Annotated in this window: 15 protein-coding genes and 3 pseudogenes; 14 read left to right on the top strand and 4 right to left on the bottom strand. The window is 59.5% G+C overall.

The window, feature by feature from the left end; all coding sequences use genetic code 11:
• A pseudogene (locus QN222_RS09730) lies at window positions 1–234 on the bottom strand (integrase); the annotation flags it as partial.
• Between the two features lie 72 nt (window positions 235–306).
• The gene (locus QN222_RS09725) at window positions 307–1,251 is read right to left on the bottom strand and encodes a LysR family transcriptional regulator (RefSeq protein WP_283962274.1); all 945 of its coding nucleotides are present in this window, start codon (window positions 1,249–1,251) and stop codon (window positions 307–309) included.
• 101 nt (window positions 1,252–1,352) lie between these two features.
• On the opposite strand from QN222_RS09725, the gene QN222_RS09720 reads away from it, so the two are divergent.
• The 7 genes and pseudogenes from QN222_RS09720 (at window position 1,353) to QN222_RS09695 (ending at window position 8,039) form a co-directional block, all read left to right on the top strand.
• Window positions 1,353–1,673 carry a nuclear transport factor 2 family protein gene (locus tag QN222_RS09720; RefSeq protein ID WP_283962275.1) on the top strand — a complete coding sequence of 107 codons (321 nt, stop codon included), beginning with the start codon at window positions 1,353–1,355 and terminating at the stop codon, window positions 1,671–1,673.
• Window positions 1,673–2,452: an SDR family oxidoreductase gene (locus QN222_RS09715; RefSeq protein ID WP_283962276.1), complete on the top strand. Its 780-nt coding sequence runs from the start codon at window positions 1,673–1,675 to the stop codon at window positions 2,450–2,452. The genes QN222_RS09720 and QN222_RS09715 overlap by 1 nt, the downstream gene beginning before the upstream one ends.
• A gap of 502 nt (window positions 2,453–2,954) precedes the next feature.
• Window positions 2,955–3,197, top strand: a complete 243-nt coding sequence (locus QN222_RS30400) for a DUF1127 domain-containing protein (protein ID WP_369291919.1) — start codon at window positions 2,955–2,957, stop codon at window positions 3,195–3,197.
• A gap of 372 nt (window positions 3,198–3,569) precedes the next feature.
• Window positions 3,570–4,271 (top strand): annotated as a pseudogene (locus QN222_RS09710) (alpha/beta hydrolase).
• Window positions 4,272–4,417: 146 nt separating this feature from the next.
• The gene (locus tag QN222_RS09705) at window positions 4,418–5,587 is read left to right on the top strand and encodes a helix-turn-helix domain-containing protein (RefSeq protein ID WP_283962277.1); all 1,170 of its coding nucleotides are present in this window, start codon (window positions 4,418–4,420) and stop codon (window positions 5,585–5,587) included.
• A 358-nt stretch (window positions 5,588–5,945) separates the two neighbouring features.
• Window positions 5,946–7,028: an esterase-like activity of phytase family protein gene (locus QN222_RS09700; RefSeq protein ID WP_283962328.1), complete on the top strand. Its 1,083-nt coding sequence runs from the start codon at window positions 5,946–5,948 to the stop codon at window positions 7,026–7,028.
• A gap of 186 nt (window positions 7,029–7,214) precedes the next feature.
• Window positions 7,215–8,039, top strand: a complete 825-nt coding sequence (locus tag QN222_RS09695; protein WP_283962278.1) for an alpha/beta hydrolase — start codon at window positions 7,215–7,217, stop codon at window positions 8,037–8,039.
• Window positions 8,040–8,323: 284 nt separating this feature from the next.
• Here QN222_RS09695 and QN222_RS09690 read toward each other — a convergent pair.
• Window positions 8,324–8,614: pseudogene (locus QN222_RS09690) on the bottom strand (glutamine synthetase); the annotation flags it as partial.
• A gap of 195 nt (window positions 8,615–8,809) precedes the next feature.
• On the opposite strand from QN222_RS09690, the gene QN222_RS09685 reads away from it, so the two are divergent.
• From QN222_RS09685 to QN222_RS09675, 3 genes are all read left to right on the top strand, one after another.
• The gene (locus QN222_RS09685; RefSeq protein WP_283962279.1) at window positions 8,810–9,175 is read left to right on the top strand and encodes a hypothetical protein; all 366 of its coding nucleotides are present in this window, start codon (window positions 8,810–8,812) and stop codon (window positions 9,173–9,175) included.
• Between the two features lie 221 nt (window positions 9,176–9,396).
• Window positions 9,397–10,428 (top strand): cytochrome-c peroxidase, encoded by a 1,032-nt coding sequence (locus QN222_RS09680; protein WP_283962280.1) that lies wholly within the window; start codon window positions 9,397–9,399, stop codon window positions 10,426–10,428.
• A complete protein-coding gene (locus QN222_RS09675; RefSeq protein WP_283962281.1) occupies window positions 10,385–12,943 on the top strand; it encodes a two-component system VirA-like sensor kinase in 2,559 nt (852 codons plus the stop codon). The genes QN222_RS09680 and QN222_RS09675 overlap by 44 nt, the downstream gene beginning before the upstream one ends.
• A 118-nt stretch (window positions 12,944–13,061) precedes the next feature.
• Here QN222_RS09675 and QN222_RS09670 read toward each other — a convergent pair whose 3' ends face one another.
• Window positions 13,062–13,379 carry a helix-turn-helix domain-containing protein gene (locus QN222_RS09670; RefSeq protein WP_283962282.1) on the bottom strand — a complete coding sequence of 106 codons (318 nt, stop codon included), beginning with the start codon at window positions 13,377–13,379 and terminating at the stop codon, window positions 13,062–13,064.
• 481 nt (window positions 13,380–13,860) lie between these two features.
• Here QN222_RS09670 and QN222_RS09665 point away from each other — a divergent pair, with 481 nt between their 5' ends.
• The 4 genes from QN222_RS09665 to QN222_RS09650 all read left to right on the top strand — a co-directional run bounded on the left by QN222_RS09665 (window position 13,861) and on the right by QN222_RS09650 (window position 19,378).
• On the top strand, window positions 13,861–15,456 hold the full coding sequence (locus QN222_RS09665; RefSeq protein WP_283962283.1) for a GMC family oxidoreductase: 1,596 nt from the start codon (window positions 13,861–13,863) through the stop codon (window positions 15,454–15,456).
• 194 nt (window positions 15,457–15,650) lie between these two features.
• Window positions 15,651–16,853, top strand: a complete 1,203-nt coding sequence (locus QN222_RS09660; RefSeq protein WP_283962284.1) for a cytochrome P450 — start codon at window positions 15,651–15,653, stop codon at window positions 16,851–16,853.
• Window positions 16,854–16,950: 97 nt separating this feature from the next.
• Complete coding sequence (locus tag QN222_RS09655) at window positions 16,951–18,060, top strand: FAD-dependent oxidoreductase (protein ID WP_283962285.1); 1,110 nt, start codon at window positions 16,951–16,953, stop codon at window positions 18,058–18,060.
• 103 nt (window positions 18,061–18,163) lie between these two features.
• Complete coding sequence (locus QN222_RS09650) at window positions 18,164–19,378, top strand: cytochrome P450 (protein WP_283962286.1); 1,215 nt, start codon at window positions 18,164–18,166, stop codon at window positions 19,376–19,378.
• Window positions 19,379–19,799 lie beyond the last annotated feature (421 nt).

Raw genomic sequence — 19,799 nt, 5'->3', positions numbered from 1 at the left:
ACTGGGAAAAGCGTAGTCGTCGACTGTTCCACCTCGCCGCTGAAGCCATGCAAGCAAACTTGCCCTGACGTCGGCCGTGATCTCGAACTGCACAGGGCGACCGGTCTTTTGCTGGATCACAATGGCGCGAGCTCGAATTTCTTGACCTGTGACGAGGGTTCCGATTTTGATCTTAACAAGATCGCAGCCGCGGAGCTTGCTGTCGATCGCGAGATCAAACAGCGCGCTGGAAATGCCATTTCTGCCGTAACTTCGACCGGGTGGAACTGGCCATCGCGCGCTCCCTGGCTTGCTGAATGAGAAGTGCTATGGCCTGTCGCAGTCCGCCGGGCTGCCCTTTTGCCTCGCGACGTCACGCCTTTCCGCTGCGTGGCGGCGCGCTAAGGCAAGAAATTCCTTCATGCCAACTGCGGGGTTCCGACGGTTGGGATAGTAGAGACAAAGACCGGGGAAGGCCGGTGTCCAGTCATCCAACACACGGGTCAGACGACCTGCTTCCAGGTCGGCCATCACGTTCTGCTCCATGAAGTAGCCAATGCCCACGTTCTCCATCACGGCAGCACGCGCGAGATTTGCCTCGTCCAGAATGACGGGGCCTTCGACGTCGAGCTGCACCGTCTCGCCGTCCTTTTCGAAACGCCATTTGAACAATGCGCCGCCTGGAAGACGGACCTGGATGCAATTGTGATTGAGCAGGTCCGGAGGCACCAAGGGCTTCGGGTGACTGGCGAAATAGTCGGGAGAGCCCACGACCGCATATCGTTGCGGCCGACCGAGCGACACCGAAATCATGTCGCTCGGAACCAATCCCGCCACGCGTACACCCAGATCGAAACCATCGGCCACGATATCGACGAGCCGCCCTTCGGTGACCAGGTCCACCGTCATGTCTGGATAGCGGCGAAGAAACTCGAACACGAGCGTGGCGATCTCTTGCGCTGCAAAAGGGGCTGCATTGATACGCAACGTGCCGGAGGGGGTGTCGCGCTCGGATCGAACAGCGTCCAATGCGCCGCGAACGTCTTGAAGAGCCGGCCCCACCTGCTCGACGAAGATTTTTCCGGCACTCGTCAACGAGAGGCTGCGGGTTGTCCGGTTGAACAATCGCACCCCCAGGTACGCCTCCAGCCGTGCGATCGTGTGGCTGAGGGCTGTCGTCGACATGTTGAGCTCAACCGCTGCGGCTCGGAAGGTCCCTTTACGCGCGATGGTTATAACGGCGGTCAGATCTGCCAGCGAGGCGCGTTCCATTGTCCCGATTTCCGACATGCGTCATGCAAATTTGTCCCGGTTATTTTCATTATCGTCAAGCGCTAAATTGGCTGGACAACATAAAGAGAAGGACGAAACCGATGAATTTGCCAGATGCTGTAAGAGCCTATTTCGATGCCGATCAGTCCGCCGATGCCAAGGCTTTGATCGGTGCATTCTCCGAGACCGCTGTCGTGCGCGACGAAGGTGCCACATATGAAGGCCTGGAGCCGATCCGCCTTTGGTGGCTCGAGGCAAAGCGCAAGTACAGTCATAGGGCTGAGCCGATCAGTGTCACCGGCGATGGCAACGGGATCTCCGTGCTGGCCACTGTCAGCGGCAACTTTCCCAACAGTCCGGCTCAGCTTGGTTTCCGCTTCGTACTTGAAAAGGGCACGATCTCAGAACTGGAGATTGGCTGATGACCGGGTTTTTGACACTGGATGGAAAACGCGCGCTGGTCACCGGCGGGACCAAGGGTACCGGAGGGGCCACGGCGGAGCTGTTTCGCAGACTCGGGGCACGCGTGCTTGTCACAGCACGTTCGCGCCCCGACGCTTTGCCGGAGGAACAGTTCGTCGCCGCCGACCTGAAAACGGTGGGAGGTGCCATCGCAGTTTCGAACGCGGTACGCGATCGATTTGGTGGCGTCGACATTATCGTTCACATGTTGGGCGGCTCCTCAGCGCCCGGCGGTGGTTTTGCCGCACTCGATGATGCAGATTGGGAGAACGAGCTCAACTTGAACCTGTTTCCCGCCGTGCGCCTCGACAGAGAACTCGTGCCGCAGATGGTGGCTCAAGGGCATGGGGTCGTCATTCATGTGTCGTCCATCCAGCGAGTTCTTCCGCTGCCCGAATCGACGACTGCCTATGCAGCTGCCAAAGCTGCCCTTTCGACCTACAGCAAATCTCTTTCGAAGGAGGTCTCGCCGCGCGGTGTTCGGGTAGTGCGCGTCTCTCCAGGCTGGATCGAGACTGAAGGATCGGTGCATCTCGCGGAGCGCTTGGCCGCGCAGGCGAACACCGACTACGAAGGTGGCAAGAAGATCATCATGGACAGCCTCGGGGGCATACCCCTCGGCCGCCCCGCCAAACCGGAGGAAGTGGCCAACCTGATCGCCTTCCTTTCTTCGGACCTGGCGGCATCGATCACCGGCGCGGAATATCTGGTCGATGGCGGCACCGTTCCGACCGTATAAGAACCTGGCGGTAGCCGGTGCGAAGGCTCTTCCGTTGGGGGCTTCGTTCTACCGGCCTACAGAAACTTGCAGAACCTGGCGACTCCGTCGCCGGGCTAAAGTGCGAGCAGCCAAATGTGAAGAGCTGAAACCGAGGTCGTTAAACCTCGCGCCGGTATGTCGCTCGGTTCTCGCGTCCCGTCAGACAGAATTCCCGTCGGCGTTTCGACTTTAGGCGGCGTCACCTCAGCTTTCTGACCGGTCTCCGAGAGCGAGTGTTAGTCGCGTCCTTTGCGCTGCGCTGTTTCAGCGCCCGAACCCCGAACTTCCGAGCTTCGGGATATCGTGACCCGCCTCGTTGCGGACGCCCAACGAGCCGCCGGTGTCATCGCGCGTGTTCGCAACATGGCCTCCCGACCGCCTTCGTTCCATTCGTAAGCGGTTTCCCCTGTCCTGAAACAATCCTGCGCGATGCGCCACGCATCGTCGTGTCTAGTTCACCGGCAAGAGCCTATCCAACTGGATGCAAGTGCTATCAACGCGTGAGGCAGGGATGATCGAAAATCTGCGACAATTGCTTATTCGGCCGGCATACCGGCCAGGTGAAAATGTGTACAGGGGAGATTTCTTCGGCCGGTTTACCCGCTGGCGCCAGAAACGGAAGGAGATTGAGTTGCTCCTGAGCATGCCAGACTACCTCTTGAAGGATATCGGCATCTCCAGGGGCGAGATACTCCTCCACCGCCGTCTGCCAATGCGCTCATAGCGTCATCGACGAGCTCATCTGAGCGAATTCCGGGCGCGGCGCTTCCTGTAAGAATTGAATTGCGAATTTCCCTCGACCCCGTGTTGCGCGGCCACCGCTGCCGAGACGTCCTAGTTGGCTGATACCATCGGATGCCCGGGCGAGACGGAAAGGCCGATATCCGGCGCACGGGATGCCTGCAATTCTACAGATGCTGATTGACGGCCTCATGTCCCTCCCAAGCAGACTCCTTCAGCGACCTCCGGCCGGGCAACGGTTCTCCCGCCGGTTGCGCGGCATGGAGGCAGATTTCAACCGCCAACGAACAACCTAAAGAAGAACACGACCAGGGAACTGACCCAGCTCACCCTCACCGTGGCAAGCACGAGCACTATGGCGCTTGCGACCTTCACCCCTGCCATTGCCAATACTGCACCCGTGAAGAACGTCGTTCTTGTGCTTGGTGCCTTCGCCGACGGAGCCGGATGGCGCGGCGTCTACGAGGAACTCACAAAACGCGGCTATCACGTCCAGACCTGCTCACGTCGCTCGAAGACGACGTCGCTTCGACCAATCGGCTGCTCGACCTCCAGAGCGGCCCGACGATCCTTGTCGGCCACTCGTGGGACGGTACGGTGATCACGGAAGCCGGAGTGCTTCCCTAGGTGGCCTGGTCTATGTTTCGGCTCTGGCTCCAGACGCCGGCGAAACGACCGCTCAACAGTATGAAGGCTTTGCACCGACGCCGGAATTCGTGCTCGAAATCGGCGACGAGGGTTTCGGTTTCGTCAGGCCGGAGATGTTCAACAAGGCTTCAGCGACGAGCAGGCAGCCTTCGTGCGGGACTCCCAGGTCCCGATCAATATGTCGGCCTCCGGCACGAAGCTCAAGAATGCCGCATGGCGCAGCAAGCCCAGCTCGGCCGTGATCGCGACGGAAGACAAGGCTTTCGACCAGGCGATGCTGATGCATATGGCGGAACGCATGGGTGCCAAGATCACCAAGGTTTCAGGCAGCCACGCTCTCCTCATCACTCGCGCCAAGGAGATTGCGGACACCATCGACGAAGCGGCCAAGACGCTGGCCGCCACGTGACACGACGTCCTGCAGCGGGATAGCGACGCGACAGTCCCGCTGCAGCGGTTACGTTCTCGAAACGCCCTCGGCCCCATGCCAGGTGCAGCCTGGCATGGGGCCGAGGGCGGCTCACTGAACGCTGCGATCGAACCGTCCTTCTCAAATTGGTTTCGCTTCTTGCAAATTTTCTAATTTTTACTACATTTGTTCCCACTGTCGTGGGGCGAATAATGAAAGATATCCTAACGACGGCGAATGCCGCAGAATTGCTTGGCGTTTCCATCCGCACGGCCCAGCTATGGGTCGAAAGCGGTCGACTCCCTTCGTGGAAGACACCGGGTGGGCATCGAAGAATTCCACGACAGGCCGTCCTCGATCTCATCGAAGAGACGGTACAGGAGCCGGTGGATCTCGGTGCAAACGCCGTCATTCTCGCCGGCAAGGGGCGGGCTTCGGATTGGGTCGAGGTCGGTCTTCCCGGCTCTGGCTTGCTCATTGATGCCGCGGAAGACGTGGGCACATTGCGGAAGCTTCTTGAACCTGCACCGCCTACGTTGCTGATCGTGGAGAACGCCGAGGATGCTGAGCGAAAGAAGTTCGTGACCGCCATCAGCGGCGATCCCCGCTACAGACAGACTCTGGTCTTCACGATGACGGAGAAGGGAGCAGGCTCGCCGGCTGCGCGGGGCGACAAGCGCATCCAGATGCAGATGCTTGCCAGCGTGTCGGCCATGAGTGCGGCGGTCATCGACCATCTGAAAGCGCGACTGCTCGATAACGGCGACGGCCCATCTTTCGCTAGGCCATTGAACGAGAAGGCACGTCTGGAAGCCGTCCGGCGATCTGCGCTGGTCGGGTCCGGCGCGGACAGCCGCTTCGACCGTCTCGTGCGTCTCGCTGCCTATGTCACCCGTGCTCCAATCGCGATGTTCACCCTTATTACGAAGGATCAGCAGTGGTTCAAATCCCGAGTGGGTTTCGACGGTGAAGGTACATCTCGGGACTGGGCTTTCTGCAACGAGACGCTCGTTGCGAACGAGATAACTGTCATTGAGGATCTGAGCCGAGACAAAACATTCGAGACCAACCCTACCTTGGAAGAACCTTACGGTTTCCGATTCTATGCCGGCGCTCCGGTTCGGGATCCGCTGGGTTTCGCTCTAGGATCGGTGTGCGTTATCGACACCGTGCCGCGGTCTCTGGAACGCGAGGAACGTGACGCCTTGATCACGATCGCGGAAGCGATCTCCAACTTGATCCGTCTGACTCTGACGGGGAAGCAGGATCCGTCAAAATCCCCGCCTGCATTGGAGCCGGCTCGGCTCGGGGGCTGAGCCCCGGGTCCGGCTCAGGCACCGATCGGCGCTCTGCGGTCTGTTCATCTCGGTTCCGATCCGGTGCCGGCAAGCGACCTGATGAAGTTGGCTTCAGCCAGGCGTGACCCCGGCCATGAGCGCTTCAGTTCGATTTGTAACGAAGCACGCTCGCTTTGAAATCAAGCAACCACCTCAACTGAATATCGAGGAAGGAGTAGTCCATAACTTAAAGGCTTCTCCTCATGACTTTGGTCCATGCCGATGCAATGCCGGTCCCGTTTCTTGGCCGTCCGGCTCATTCCACCGTCGCCTGTCGAGATTTGCGAGACTTAAGTCCATTCTGAGTGCTGCAGCACTCTACCTCGCATGTGGGTCAATGGGGACCTATGCGGCCGAGATTGGCGAGACGTTTGAAAAGCCCTGCCCGTTTGGCGATTGCTCCGCGGGGATCGCCTTCACCTATCTCGGTCAAACGGTGATCCCGACAGGCTATAGCGAAGCGGGTGTCGAGTTCGGCGGGATTTCCGGCCTCGATTTCGATACGGCGACCGGGCGCTTCATTGCGCTCAGCGACGATCGGGCAGAGCGGGGACCCGTGCGGGTCTACGAGCTCGACGTCGATGTCAGTGCACATGGCCTGCAAGGCGTGTCCGTTCTCCGGCACATTCCGTTGCGTGACGTCGGTGACAAGCCGTTCACCCCTCAGTCTGTTGATCCCGAGGCACTCCGGCTCGGCGCGGAAGGCCTCTACTGGACGAGCGAAGAGGGCGGGAAGGCGCGACTGCCGCCTTCCGTTCGCGTCAGCTCTTCCGACGGCGTCCATCTCAGGGAATTCTCCCTGCTGGATGATTTCGCCCCCACAGCCGACGGCTCCTCGGGCATCCGGGACCACCTGGCCTTCGAGTCTCTCGCAATTCTGCCATCCGGTGATGTCCTTGTTGCGCTGGAGGCTGCTCTCCAACAGGACGGCCCCAAGCCGAGCCTTACAGAGAGCAGCCCAGCACGGGTGGTTCAGTTCGACGCGATCTCCGGCAAGCCGAAGGCACAGTATGTCTATATGATCTCACCGATTCCCCAGGCCGGTGCCGAGGGAGAGAAGGCGATGACCGGGTTGTCGGAGATGCTGTCCCTGGGCGATGGCCGGGTTCTCATGATCGAGCGGAGTTTTGCTGAAGGCGCTGGCAACACAATCAAGATCTTCATGGTGGATCTCGCCAGTGGTACCGACGTCTCCGACATCGATTCCCTCGCCGAGCATGACGGGCATGTGGTTCCGTTTCTGAAGACTGAGGTTCTGGACCTCAATGGCATCGGCCTGAGCCCTGACAACATCGAGGCAATGGCGATCGGCAAGGCCCGCGACGGAACCGAGATCCTGTTGCTCGCCGCCGACAACAATTTTTCCCCGAGGCAGAAGACCCAATTTTTTGCCTTCAAGATTGTCCGGCGAGGACAGTAGACCCGCAGGGCACGGCATCGACACGGTTCTCGCTGGCGGTTCAGCGAGAACCGACGATGGTCAATCCGCAGGGAACATCCCACGCAGACCCACAGCCCGACGTTCGCAAGAGACATCGTCAGCTCTCGGTGAACTGGTCTGAATAAGCTCTCCATTAAGTCCCCGGTTGTCAGGAGCACTCGTTACATGCATTCGCAAAGGCAGGAAATACGCACCTCTCACGGCATCATGGCCGTTGAAATGACGGCGGGCGATGGACCTGACGTCGTCTTCATTCACGGGAATTCGTCGTCGCGACAGGTTTTCCATCGGCAGGTCAGCAATAAGACATTCAAGAATTATCGATTGATCAGCTTCGACTTGCCTGGGCACGGGGAGTCGAGCGACGCCTTGGAGAAGACTCGGACCTATCCGCTGCCTGGTCTCGCGGAAGCAACGATCGAACTTCTCGAACATGTCGTGGCCAACTCTCCCGTACTGGTCGGATGGTCTCTCGGCGGACATGTCGCCATGGAAATGCTGGCACAATCCTATGCCGCATCAGGTCTTTTCATCACAGGTGCGCCACCTGTCGGGCCGGTGATAGCTGAGGGCTTCCGTGGCAATCTGATGAGCGGGCTGGCCAGCCGTGGCAGGATGTCTGCCGAGGATGCAGCCGCCTTTGTCCAGAGCGTATTCGGAGCGTCTGCCGAACCGTTCATGGAACGAGCCGCTGCGCGGACCGACCATGAGTTCCGCAGCACACTGTTCTCCGCCCACCGCCTGGACGAGAAGAGCAACCAGCGTGACATCGTCAGTGATACGACGGTGAAAACCGCTGTCGTGAATGGCCGCGACGACCGTGTCGTCAATCTCGACTATGTCGATGGCGTGCCCTTCTCCCGGCTTTGGAGGGAAACATGCTTTCGAATTCCGGACGCTGGCCACGCCCCCTTCCTCCAGGCTCCGATCGCTTTCAACGCCCTTCTTTCGGCGTTTCTTGCCGATGTCGCCTGGGATGCCGCTCTCTAGGCGCTCTTCCTGCCTTTCCTAGGCAATTGTCGCCCGCGTCCGCGCTCATCGCTGAGCCGCGGGCCGTGCCTCTCATGCTGCGCCTCGACGGCGGTATCTGATTCACCGGATCTCCAGGCGCTCTGTTAGGCTTCCGCTGCCCATCCTGCCTTTTTGCGATCTCGTTGGCTGGGCTCAACCGGGCTTGCTCCCGCGTCGGAAGGCGAGAGACACAACCCTTGCCCCTAAACGAAAACAGCACCGGCGTTCCCACCGGCGCTGCAATCTCTAGGCTTTGCGCGAAATCAGGCAGCGCTCTTGGCGTAGTCATCCGTCGGCACTTCCGAGATCGTCTTCAGGACCTGCAAGGCGATCGCATAGGGGGCGCCCTGCGAGTTCGGACGGCGGTCTTCGAGGTGCCTCTTGTAGCCGTTGTTGACGAAGGAGTGCGGAACGCGAATCGAGGCGCCACGGTCGGCAACGCCGTAGGAGAACTTGTTCCACGGAGCCGTCCCGTGCTTGCCGGTCAGGCGCAGGTGGTTCTCCGGACCGTAGACGTCGATGTGCTCCTTCCAGTTCTTCGCAAACACCGCCATGCCCGCGCTTCCTGGTCGCGCCTAATCCAACGAACTACCATCGCAGTCAGCCCACTGCCGTTTCCTGTCAGTGGGTATATCAGGGTTTGGTCAGGGCGGGTTCTCGTCCGGATCCCAAGTATTACAATCGCAATCGTAGCGGGTCGCCGCGAAATTCTGAGGAAATGCCAGCCCCGCATCCATTCGGGAAATCAAATGGTTGCAATCATGATTGATTACAAAGAAGAAGAGTCCTCGCCGATTTTGAACAATATCGAAGACGGACCGCGAAACCGTGGTGTCGTCGTGTGTCTGTCTTCACACCGTCGATGGCGATCCCGCAACCTGTGGGATCGTACCTGTGATCTCGCGGACGAGGCTGACCCGCTCCGCGGCGAGGAGAGTTGGTCACCTCGGCCGGCGGTCGTGGAGAACGAAACGGAGATCTTGCCGATTGGGGAGCCCAGCCTTTGGCTAGCGGGATTGGTCGCGCTCATATCGTTTGCATCGATCATCGGTTTTTACTGGGCGCTCACGGCGACGATCAAAGTGGGGATCACACTCTCCCTCGCTCATTTTTGAATTCAAATTGTCCCACGCAACTGCTGGCGCCACATCGAAAAAGGTTGGTGGCTCTGCCCTCGTGTCGGCGGGGACGTCGGGGTTTTACACCGAACTCCCACAGTCACGCGTTGTTGACGAAATAGATAATTGATAAATATGATATTTATGATGAAAATATAACCTACATGGGCGGCCCGTATGGGTTGCTCGCAATCACCACATGCACAGGCAGGGGCTTGATGGGACGGACGACAGGCATCTCGCTGGTGCCGGGAAACAAGATTGGGGCAATCCTGCTGATCGCTGCGATTGCATGGGTCAGCATCGCCTTTGCCGGCGATGGCGCCTTGCCAAAGTCTGCCTCTGGATCCGCGCTCTCGCCTTTGCCGCCGCCCGCAAGTCTTCCGCCTGCCAAAGTTGCGCTGGGAGAGCGCCTATTCCACGATCCTATGCTCTCGGGTCGGGAGAAGCTCTCCTGCAGCGCCTGCCACAACCTTGAGACAGGAGGAACGGTCCCATTGCCGAGAACGATCGGCTATGACGGTCAGGTCCATGCCTTCAACGCGCCCACGATCTTTAACGTCGGTAACAATTACCGGCTCGGATGGCGAGGAAGGTTCACATCGCTGGCGGTGCAAAACGAGGCCGTCCTGAATGATCGCGGTCTGATGGCTGCGAACTGGACAATGCTTCTGTCGCGCTTGACCCGCGACCAAAGTTACCTTGCTGCATTCAGGCGACTCTATGGGGCGCCCCCTAGTCGAGAGACCGTGTTAGATGCCCTGGTCACCTTTCAAATGTCGCTGACGACGCCCAACGCGCCATTCGATCGCTTTCTCATGGGTGACAAGGCTGCACTCACTCCGGTGGAGAAAGACGGATTCCGGCTGTTCATCGAGTATGGCTGCGTCTCATGCCACCAGGGTGCAAACATTGGGGGAAACATGTTCCAGATCTTCGGCGTGTTCGGTTCACCCGACGCCGAAGGGCTGCCAAAACCGTCGGACCTCGACAAACGTCTGCAGGCAACGGAGGGTGAAGATTCGGTCTTCCGGGTCCCTAGCCTCCGGAATGTCGAGGTGACGGCACCCTACTTTCACGATGGGAGCGCAGCCACGCTCCGAGATGCCATTGCGGTCATGGGCCGAAGCCAGTTGGGCCGCGAACTCTCTCAAAGCGACATCGCCAATCTTGAAGCTTTCTTGAAAAGTCTGACCGGGGAATACAATGGGAAGCGTCTTTTGGCGGTTGTCACTGAAACGGCTCGGTGAAGCCCTGCCGCTTGCTGCACTGATCGTATTTGCCGTCGTCGTGGCGTTCGTCGCAGCGAGAAAGGACCTGGATCGATCGGTTCATGAAGCCATCATGATGAACCTTAGGGCGGTCGACGTGAACCACGCGGCATTGCAGCGTGACGTCCTTCGGGCGCGAGCCGGCCTCCTTCCTTCCTATGATGGCCTCGTCACTTCCGTCGTCAATCTTCGCAGTGCCCTTAACGGCTTGAGCGACCTGTTTGATGGTCCCCAGTTTGCCGGAGAATTCAACCTGAACAAGCTTCTCACTGAACTCAGGACCGCAATTGATCGGGACGAGATGCTGGTGGAAAGTTTCAAGACAAGAAACGCTCTCTTGCAGAACTCCATCGGGGTCTTTGGGCAGACACTGACCTCACTCCACGAAACCGAGGATCTGGGTGTCGCTCGCGCTTTGGCGCGTGTAGGTGATCTGAGCAATCTGATGATGCGCTTCTCCATCAGCCACGACGACCTACTGAAAAGCAAGATTCTCAGTAAGCTTGAGCAACTCGGGCGATACGATACGCAAGCGCAAAGACTTGAAAGCTTCGGAACGGTTATCATCCATGCGAAGATGGTCCTTGCGGTCTTGCCGCGGGTCGATTCGAAGATTTCGGCCATCCAGGCCTCGGCCACGCCGACGCGGGCCGGAGAATTGCAGTCGGAATATCTGAGGCTTGCTGCGGATGCTGCCTCGCTCGCGCATTTTAGCCGGGTCGTGTTGGGCATCACCGCGGCGCTGCTCTCCATCTACATCTGCATCTTGATCTATCGGCTGCGCCAACAAACGCAGCGTCTCAAGCGACGACTGCACTACGAGCAGATTGTCGCCGACATGAAGGCGGATCTCGTTGCCTGGGGCCTGGACAATTTTCCGACCTTCATGAGCAATGCGCTGCAGACAGCTTCCTGCTTTTTCGGAGCCCGCTGCAGCGGTTTCGTGATGTATGACGCCCATGAGGAACTGAAGGATGCCTACCGGGTCGAGGGCGGAGACCTGTTGATGCAGCGTCTTATCGTCTTCGCACAGGATCTCTATCGCGAGAAGGAACCGGCACCCACTGGCGTGCTCGGAGGACCGGCCCGTTGCGCCGCGATCCGCCACTGCAATTTAATGGATGCACACGGGACCTGTCCCAGTCTGCTGGTTGGGGCAAAGTTGGCATGTGGAGATGTCGCCGCTCTCGTTCTGCAATTCGACACCTACCAGCCAAAGGTAAGCTCCGACGAAACGCAGTTGCTTCAATCCATTCTCAAGACATTCATCGAGTTCGTCGAAGCCGACAAAGGTCGCCAGGAGAAACATGGGCTAGAACGACGGCTGGAACATGCGCAGCGCCTGGAAGCAGTCGGCACGCTTGCGGGCGGTATCGCACATGAATTCAACAATGTGCTTGGGGCAATACTCGGTTACGGCGAAATGGCAGTCCAGCTGCTTCGGAAACCCACACCGATCCGCCATTATGTCGAAGAGATTCTGAAGAGCGGTGCCCGCGCTAAACACATCGTCGACCAGATTCTCACCTTCAGCCGCAAGCGAGAGCGGATCGTCAAGCCGTTCGATGTCAGAGATGCCGTTGCAGATATCCTGCCCCTTTTGCAGGTTACGCTCGGCAATCACGTCGTGATCGAATCCAGCCTCTGTCGAGGACCAGCCGTTGTGGAAGGCAATCCGGTCGAGGTGCACCAGCTGGCAATGAACCTCTGCAAGAATGCGAGCCAGGCGTCGGCCCGCGGCCAGGCGGTGAAGATTGAGGTTAATGCCATCCATGTTCAGCGCCGGAGAGTTCTCTCTCATGGTGAAATCTCCCCTGGCTCACACGTCCGCCTCGCCGTTACGGACGAAGGCCCCGGCATTCCGCCTCATATCCTGCCGCACATCTTCGAGCCGTTCTTCACCACAAATTCTCGGGCAGGTGGGTCGGGATTGGGCTTGTCCGCAGTCCATGGCATCGTCAGTTCCTTGAACGGCGGCATCAATGTCAGAAGTGCTCCAGCCGTGGGCACGACGTTCGAGATCTTCCTCCCCTCCACCAATCTGGCACCGCTGCCGATCGACAGCTTCTTCAACGAAAGAGCAGTAGCGACGGGGAACGGCCAATGCATCATGATCGTGGAAAATGACAAGACACTGCTGGAGCTCTACGAGGAGAAGGTTGCTGCACTCGGTTACGAGCCGATCGGCTGCAGAAGCATTGGGTGCCTGCGGGAATTGCTCGGCTCGGAGCGTGATGCCGACATGTTGATTGTTAACCGGAAGTGCTTGGGTTCAACGGAGGATCTCGCTGTTGTCGAGGACATGTTCGGGCAGCAGAAGATGCTGCTGCTGTCCGAGCGCAGCTCCGATCTTCAACCCGCCTTCCTGCCGTCTGGCGCCCGAGTCCTCAGGACGCCTTTCAGTTCGGCAGCGTTGGCGAACGCGATCTTCGACAATCTGAACAGGCCCTCACTGGTCCGCACGGAGGTTGTCTCGTTTACACCGGTTGCCTGATCGGAACTCCGGGAGCCTCCGATGCCGGGGTTTATCTGCACTCTGGCCGTGCGCGTCGAGATGCCGAGCGCCGCCGTCAGCGATCATGGGCCGCCTGGACCCGGGAGAGACCGTTTTCTCAATCAACCTTCCGATGACTTGTTGCAGGCCCTTTCACATGTCCCGGGCACTTCTGCGCCCATTCCACGAGAGAAGCGAGGCTTGGTCTCAACGCTCGACCCCAGTCCGTTAGCTGATACTCGACCCGCGTTGCGGTACCGTCCAAAATGAGGCGACGGACCAGACCGTCGGCCTGCATCTGCTTCAGCTGCTGGGTAAGCATCCTCTTCGAAATGTTGGGTATCGAGCGAGCAAGGTCTGAGAATCGCATTGCTCCCGACCTGCTCAGTTGAAGAAGAATGGGAAGTTTCCATCGTCCTTCAAGAACCTTGATCATATGGTCCGGACTCGCGGCTATCGCGTCTAGCGCAGGTCTCATTTTCTGGTTCATAGCCTGTACCTCAATGTGTGAAGCTGTTGCAGGGACCGCCAGCTGGTCCGCCAACTCGTGTTCTCCCCTCCTCAAAGCGCCTTTTCGTGCATTGGCGCGTCGCCTGGCCCAGCCCACGTGACGAAGCGCAGAACGTCAATCGGACCGTCAAGTTAACGAAGATTTTCAGCTTCGCCCGCCGTGGCTACGGTTGAAACGACTGGTGCTTTCTGGTGCCGGAGTACGACCGACAGCGCCCGGCGGCTGCCGGCGCAGGAGTATTGTTGGCGCCCACGTCCTCGGCCAGACTGCTGGCCTACATAAGTGCGGGCTCCGTCCCCACGGCCATGCGATCATAAAAAAATGATAAAATTGATAAAAATATTGCAAAATGGAATTTTGAAAGCTAAGAGCTCGTGCCTCAGTAACAGTTCAAAGAGGTATCCCCATGCGACCAACTCCGCACGAAACAGACATTCGCGAAGGGCACATCCCGGTCGGTCGGGTTGGCGAGGAATTCGATTTCATTATCTGCGGTGCCGGCTCCAGCGGGTCTGTCGTGGCGGGCCGACTCGCCGAGTGCGGTGGCGCGCGCGTCCTGCTGCTCGAAGCAGGAGAGCACGATAATGCCGACAGCGTGCGGGAGCCGGCGCAGTGGCCGCTCAATCTCGGTTCGCCGCGTGACTGGGGCTTCGTTGGACAGCCTGCCGCCAACCTCGAAGGTCGGCGGCTACCCTTGAGCATGGGGAAAGGTCTAGGAGGTGGCTCGAGCATCAATGTCATGGTCTGGGCCAGGGGGCACAGGGAGGACTGGAACCATTTCGCGGCAGAAGCCGGCGACGATGCCTGGGGCTATGAATCGGTTCTCGGCTACTATCGTCGTATCGAAGACTGGCGCGGGGCGCCTGATCCGATCCGTCGAGGCGTAGGAGGCCCGGCCCACGTCGCTCAACCCGATGCGCCGCAGCCGGTTGCACAGGCTATGCTCCAGTCGGCTGAGGCGCTCGGCATTCCGGTGTTCGACAGTCCGAATGGCGCGATGATGGAAGGCGACGGCGGCGCGGCGATCGCCGAGCTCAGGATCCTCAACGGCAAGCGGCAATCCGTTTTCCAGTCCTACGTCACGCCTCTTACAGCCAGACGTAACCTGACCATCATCACGGGTGCGCTGGTTTCCCGCCTGCTCTTCGATGGCAAGAGGGTGATCGGCGTTGAGGTTCTGCTCGACGGACAACGCCGGCAGTTCAAGGCCCAGTTCGAGACGATCCTTTCGCTTGGAGCCGTCAACACGCCGAAGGTCCTGATGCAGTCAGGCATCGGTCCGGAGGACGAGCTCTCTGCACATGGCATTTCTGTCGTCCAGCATCTTTCTGGCGTAGGAAGAAATCACCAGGACCATCTCGCCTTCGGCTGCACCTGGGCGTACCGGAAGCCCGAAGGCGTGGGAGGCGGAGGCTGCGAGGCCACACTCTACTGGAAGAGCGATTCCCGTCTGCCGCAGCCGGACATCCTTCAGTGCCAGCTGGAATTCCCGGTTCCGTCACCCGCTGAAACCGGATTGGAAACGCCCGAACATGGTTGGACCATGTTTGCAGGACTGGCGCAGCCGAAAAGCCGGGGGCGTCTGAGGCTTTCTGGGCCGGGCGTGAACGATGCCGTTCTGATCGAGCCCAATTCCCTGAGCGAGCCGGAGGATATGGCGACGGCCATTGCGGCTGTCGAACTCTGCCGGGAGCTGGGCAATGGTGCAGCTTTCACGCCGCTCGTGAGTGGCGAGACCGCGCCTGGAGCACGGGGTCGGAACGGCCTTGTCGACTTCATCCGCCGGTCGGCGGCCACCTATTGGCACCAGTCCTGTACGGCAAAAATGGGCCGAGACAGCATGTCGGTCGTCGACCACGAACTGAAGGTCTACGGCATCAAGGGTCTGCGTATCGCGGATGCGTCCATCATGCCACGGATCACCACGGGCAACACCATGGCGCCGTGCGTCGTGATCGGCGAAAGGGCGGCAGACATGATCCGCGCCCAGCATGAATTCTGAAACGGTTGTCGCCGGGTCCACCGATCGATGCCGCTCGATATCGCAGTCAGCGCCAGTCTGCGGGAGGCCAATGCCTCTCGCAGCTGAAGTCAAAGACGGCGCTTGAGTGGGGCGGTCGAGCTCTCGCCGGGCAATCCCAGCGAGGGGCCGCGTCCCATCCCACTGATTTTGTGATCCCTATGAAGGAATTTCACATGTTGGATAGCATTCGCACTGTCCCTGTCGTTGCATCGTCCGGTCTGGACGCGGACGTCCACGCCACTTTTGCTCGATATCGCCAGGCCTTTCCCTTCATTGCCCTCGATACAGGCGGCTACGTCGTTCTGCGGCATGACGATGTCGTGCGGCTGATGAGTGATCCGCGATTGCAGGCAACGGAAATCGCGATGCCGGCGCAGGCTGGGGTCACGGAGGGCGCGCTCTTTGACATCTTCGCGCATGGGATGCTGACGGCCAATGGCGAGGTTCATGTTCGCCGCCGGTCTGCAATATCCGGAGCGCTCGCAAACCAGGTGTCGGAGCCGTTTCGACAGCATCTGAGGCAGGCGGCTATCGCGTTGATCGACGCGAGCTATGACAGCGGCAGGCTTGAACTCGCCTCCGGTTATGCGGCGAAGCTCCCCATACTCGCCTTGGCCCGCCTTTTTGAAATTCCCGAGGCGGACATCCCGCCTTTCGCCCAGGATGTCCATGCCATGAACGCATTCTTCCGGCCGGATCCAACGGAAGATGCCGTCGCAAATGCCGAGACGGCAGCGCTTCGGGTCCGAAACTACCTTGATGGCCTTCTCACAGAGGCCGAGGCCGGTCGGTCACACGGGTTTCTCGCGCAATATCTGCGGTTCGCCGAAGAGAACGAACTGGCCAGGGTGGAAGTGCTCGTCCAGATCATCCAGCTGATCATCGGTGGAACGGAATCGGTGCGGACCGCGCTGATTGCGCAGGCGGCGCAGTTGCTCTCACATCCCGAACAATGGCGAGCTGTCTGTGCAGATCCGACACTGGTCACAAACGCCGTTGCCGAAGGCATGCGCTTTGAACCGGGCATCGCGGGCGTCATCCGGGTCTCCCTTCAAGACATCGAGATCGACGGCTGGACTTTGCCGGCAGGCCAACCGGTTCTGCTGTCGTTTATATCCGCGTTGCGGGATGAACGTGTTTTCGATCAGCCGAATGTCTTCGACATATCGCGTTCAAACCTGAACCTGGCGCGACTGGCCTTTGGTGGCGGCGCGCATAAATGTGTCGCCGACGCGATGGGGCGGGCCGAGCTCGAGGAGGGGCTCTCGGTCCTCGTCGAGCGTCTCCCAAAGCTTCAACTCGAAAATCTACCGGCATTCCACGGGCATTTATTTGTCCGGAAGACCGGCGAGTGCTGGGTGAGGTGGGAACGGTGAGACGGACAAAAAGGGCATGGCGAAACTCTGGGCGTGCAGCTCAGGCGATCAGTCCTGAAGGTGCAAACAATGGTTTCAACGAAAGACAGGTCGTTCCATGCGCGTTCTCATCGTAGGGGCCGGCGTCGCGGGTCTGGCAGCCCGACGGGCTTTGGTCCGACGCGGTTTCACCGTCAAGGTTATTGAACGAAACCGCTCGGCCGGAGCGGGCGGGGCAGGGCTGTTCCTGCCCGGAAATGGCGTCAGAGCGCTCTGCGACCTTGGGCTGCGGGAAGGCCTGTTCCGGCTGTCCCATGCCGTCAACTCCCAACGGTTCTATAATGAGAGGGGACGGCTGCTTTTATCGGTCGACACCAATGAGTACTGGCGCGATGTCGCGTCGTGCCGGTCGATCAGGAGATCCGACCTGTGGCAATTGCTCAACGACGGCATGGATCCCGACGACATCGAGTTCCGCCAGATTGTCGATATCTCGAGCAACAACCAAGGTTGCCATGTCTACTTCGCAGACGGATGCATGGACGATTTCGACCTCGTGATCGGAGCCGACGGGGTCAATTCCGCTGTGCGAGGATTGACCTTCAAGCAGGCGGCCAGTCCTGAATATGTCGGGAATGTCTGCTGGCGTTTCATCGTTCCAAATACCTGCTCCGTTGACGAATGGTCCGTCATGCTGGGAGCCGATCGCAGCCTGTTGGCGAAGCCGATTTCGAAGACTGAACTCTACATCTACGCGGACATGTCCGTCGACCAGGCCTCGGCTGGGGACTATTCTTACGAGACGCCATTGCTGCCGCTGTTTGAGGCGATAGCAGGTCCGCTGCGACCTGCTCTCGAGCTGTCGTCTGAAGCCGTCGTCCATTTTGCAGAGTTGGTGCGACTGTGGATGGGGACATGGTATCAGAACCGTGTCGCGTTGGTGGGAGACGCTGCCCATGCATCTCCTCCGAGCATGGCACAGGGCGCTTGCCTGGCAATCGAGGATGCTCTTGTTCTCGCCGAGGAACTTGCCGCAACGCCCGGCATCGAGATTGCATTGGGTCGCTATCAGAGCAGACAAAAAGTCAGGGCGGACTGGGTTCACAGGCAATGCGCGGCACGCGACAAGATGCGCCGTTTGCCACCGGCGGTCAGAAATGGGCTTCTGCGGTTTGCCGGAGGAGCGATCTATCGCAGATCCTACAGCCTCCTGAAAAAACCGCTTTGAACGCTGCCGTCTTACAGTTGAAATCGTATCCCCCGATCCTGAAAGAATGGTGCCGCTAGCATGAAGGATAACGGAGTCACTCAACAAGAGAGGCTTCCGTACCATGTCGCTGCCAGGCAAGACTTCCATTTCCCCGCCGACGCTGAGCTTTGCATCGCTCAACGCGGCACCACACGAATTCTACAGGGAACTTCGTCCCGAGTTCCCTTTCGCGCGAAGGGAAGATGGCGCGTTTCTCGTTCTGCGCGCCAATGACGTGCAGACGCTGGTCAGCGACCCGAGGACCCGGCAGATCGAAACCGAACTGGTCAGGGCCCGCGGGATTTTCGGTGGTCCCGTGATGGATCTTGTCTCGAATAGCCTGCTCTTCTCGAATGGCGATACCCATCGCCGTCGCCGGCAGCCCCTTTCGCGATGCTTCGCCTTCCGAATGATGGAGAGCCTTCGTCCCAATGTCCGATCTCTGGCGGAGGAGCTGGTGACGCTCAAGCTGGGGGATGGGGTGATGAAGCTGCGTGATGACTATGCTGCTGCCATCCCTGCCATCACCATTGCGGGTATCCTCGGGATCCCGCGTTGCGATGTGCCGCTCTTCACCTCCCTGGCCTACAGGGTCTCGAAGGTCCTCACCACGTCCTGGACGCAGGACGACCTGCCCGATATCGAAGCGGCGATTAACGAGCTCTCCTCCTATGTATCGAGCGTTATCGACGATCGTCGAAAGCGCCCGCGGGCGGATTTTCTGTCCGACTATGTCGCAAGCGGCGACGAGGCCGCCGGAATGTCTGCCCTCGAAGCCGTCATGCAGATCGTCTCGGTCGTGCTGGGCGGCACGGACACTACGCGAGCGGCAATCGTCATCATGGTCGGCTTGCTCCTCGATCGGCAGGACGGCCTGTGGCGCGCGCTGCGCCATCAGCCTGCGATGGTAGCCGCGGCCGTGTCGGAATCCTTGAGGTTTGAGCCGGCCGTCGCCTCGATCCCGCGCCTGGCGGTCGAGGACATCAGCCTGGACGGATATGTGATCCCGAGGGGCAGTCCGGTGCTCCTGTCCACCATGTCGGCTCTGAGGGACCCTGAGGTTTTCGTGGATCCCGACCATTTCAACCTCACACGGCCGCTGGGCAAGTGGCACCCCGTGTTCGGTGGCGGCGAGCACAGGTGTCTGGGGGAGGCTCTGGCACGGATCGAGATGGAAGAAGCCCTCGCAGCTCTCCTCAGTTCGCCTCTGTCCCTGGAGCTGGGCGATCAGCAGCTCAGTATCTACGGGCATGCAGGAATTCGCCAGGTCGACGAGCTCCTCGTCCGGTGGCGATAGGGCAATCGCGGTCTTTTGCCTGGGATCGTGGCAAGGGTCGACGGCGCAAGACGGCAACAGACGGGCCGTTCAAACTGCGCCGCTTCTGCCGATGTCCTTGCCGCGCCCAATGCGACCCCCGCGGGAGCGGCCGTCGGTATTTCGAGACCGCGCCCCTCGCTCCTCACCTGAAAAATAAAACTACAATGGATGCCATGTCATGTTTCGATTGATTGTCTGCGTGTTCCGGTTGCCTGTCGTCATCTACAACAAGTTCAGCGAACTTGATTGTAGAGGCGCAGCGTCCACTCTTTTACAGGCCTTTGGATCGGCTACAGCGGCTTCCATCTATTGCTCTCCCTATTATCCTCTGCCGGAGGACCTTGTGTTGATGGAGAAAGAGCAATTCGACGAGGAACGTGGGAGGGCGAGTTCGTACCTC

The organism is Sinorhizobium sp. 6-70, from assembly GCF_030124375.1.
Classification (GTDB): Bacteria; Pseudomonadota; Alphaproteobacteria; order Rhizobiales; family Rhizobiaceae; genus Sinorhizobium.
This window is presented reverse-complemented; position numbering and strand designations above follow the sequence as displayed.